Source organism: Bartonella sp. LB28NMGDW, from assembly GCF_042194435.1.
Lineage (GTDB): Bacteria > Pseudomonadota > Alphaproteobacteria > Rhizobiales > Rhizobiaceae > Bartonella > Bartonella grahamii.
In genome coordinates this window covers 1-1,706 of the sequence record NZ_JBHIMX010000068.1, presented here as the reverse complement: position 1 = coordinate 1,706, position 1,706 = coordinate 1, and the positions used below count along the sequence as shown (strand labels likewise).

Annotated in this window: 2 protein-coding genes and 1 pseudogene; all 3 read left to right on the top strand. The window is 35.3% G+C overall.

Going from position 1 to position 1,706, the window contains the following annotated elements:
* The first annotated feature begins 318 nt into the window (after positions 1–318).
* Positions 319–609, top strand: a complete 291-nt coding sequence (locus ACFIKG_RS09115; RefSeq protein WP_375626706.1) for a CopG family ribbon-helix-helix protein — start codon at positions 319–321, stop codon at positions 607–609.
* The gene (locus ACFIKG_RS09110) at positions 606–878 is read left to right on the top strand and encodes a type II toxin-antitoxin system RelE/ParE family toxin (protein ID WP_208438787.1); all 273 of its coding nucleotides are present in this window, start codon (positions 606–608) and stop codon (positions 876–878) included. The genes ACFIKG_RS09115 and ACFIKG_RS09110 overlap by 4 nt, the downstream gene beginning before the upstream one ends.
* 160 nt (positions 879–1,038) lie before the next feature.
* Positions 1,039–1,364, top strand: a pseudogene (locus ACFIKG_RS09105) (DUF3987 domain-containing protein); the annotation flags it as partial.
* Positions 1,365–1,706 lie beyond the last annotated feature (342 nt).

Below are 1,706 nucleotides of genomic sequence, written 5' to 3'. Positions count from 1 at the left end.
AAACAGCAACGTCAAAGCGACGCAGCATAAAAAGAAAACCTTGTCACGTAAGGACGGACAAGGCTTTCTCAAGCTCATCACCCTGGAGATAGCACAATCTGTCCTATGACGCAACGTTATAGGATTTTAAATGATGTGTTCTTTTACGCATGCGCAGGGCATTACACGTGCTGTGCTGAGGGTTTGGCATGGGCGCCTCTTTCAACCCTATGAAAATGCAAAATAGATATAAGATATCTATTCTAACAGTAGCTATTGAAGAAATAGTAAAAATGTATTACATTAGAATTACATTATAACACATTAAGTAGTCGTAAAATGGCTGAGACAACATTTACCTTTCGCGTCGATGATGTATTAAAAAATGAATTTTCCAAAGCAGCAAAGGCGTGTGATAGATCTGCTGCACAATTATTGCGCGATTATATGCGCGATATCGTAAAAGAACAAAAAGAAAAAAGTGCATACGATTTATGGTTTCGGGAACAAGTTCAATTAGGGATAAACTCTGCTAATGCAGGTGATATAATATCTTCTGAAGAAATCGAATCAGAAGCAAAGGAATGGCGCTTAAAAACACAAAGTAAACTCGATAGATCAACTTTATGAAGCTAATTTGGACACAAGTAGCACACGTTGACCGCAAAAAGATACGTGAATACATATCACAAGATAATCCTTCTGCTGCCTTAAAATTTGATCAACTTTTATCTGAAAAAGTAGAAAAACTTGTTAAATTTCCTACTCTTGGTCGTTTAGGACGAATTGTAAATACACGTGAACTTATTGTACATCCAAATTATATCATGATTTATGATATTTCAAATGGCGTTGTGCGTATTTTACGTGTGCTTCATACAAAGCAAAAATTTCCTTAATCAACTGTATTTTTATGTATTTGCTAATTGAAGCAAATTATTTTCTACAATACTGCGCTCCCTATTAGTAAATAATGATAAATTATTATTTTTCTAATATTGCGAATATGATTGGCATAATCACTTTGCACACCGCTTAGTTTCTACTCGTAAAAATAATGATGATACTCTTGGTAAACGACGTTTTATTATCAATGATGTCATGGTCGAAAAGCTTAGGGAACTCTTAAAAGAAACCCCCGTGATCTCTTAATGGTGCGTGATGAATTGTCTGGTTTTTTAGCCAATCTGGAACGAAGAGAATATCAAACAGACCGTGCTTTTTATCTAACGGCTTTTAATGAAGATGATCAATTTACCTATGACCGTACCGAGCGTGGAACCATTTTTATCCCTCATGTCACTTTATCTATGATTGGAAACATTCAACCCTCACGAATTATTCCCATCATTCAAGCAATACAGCGTGGAATAAACGATGACGGTTTTTCGTGAAATCTCTGGAGACAATAGCTCCCAAGGCGGTAGACCTATCATACGTTATGAACAGCATCCTTTAGTGAAAAGTCATAAGACATCACACTGAAGCAATTTGGAAATCTTATAAAACATTAAACAATATAAAAGTGAACCTGCAAAGCACTCCCCATCATTAGTTTTGGGGGGGCTTTGGGGGTGCTTCTTATATGTATTATTTTATTTTTGATTGAAAAAAATATATAAGGGGGGGAAAAGGAACCCTCAAAACCTTCAAAACTAAGTACCATAATAGTTTTGATAGCATTTCTTATGATTATAATCCCTTTCTTTTGAAAGGCTTTAAAGGAT

Bases quoted from the DNA above. Each gene is read 5' to 3' on its own strand.
- ACFIKG_RS09115 (WP_375626706.1), top strand. From the start codon at position 319: ATGGCTGAGACAACATTTACCTTTCGCGTCGATGATGTATTAAAAAAT.
- ACFIKG_RS09110 (WP_208438787.1), top strand. From the start codon at position 606: ATGAAGCTAATTTGGACACAAGTAGCACACGTTGACCGCAAAAAGATA.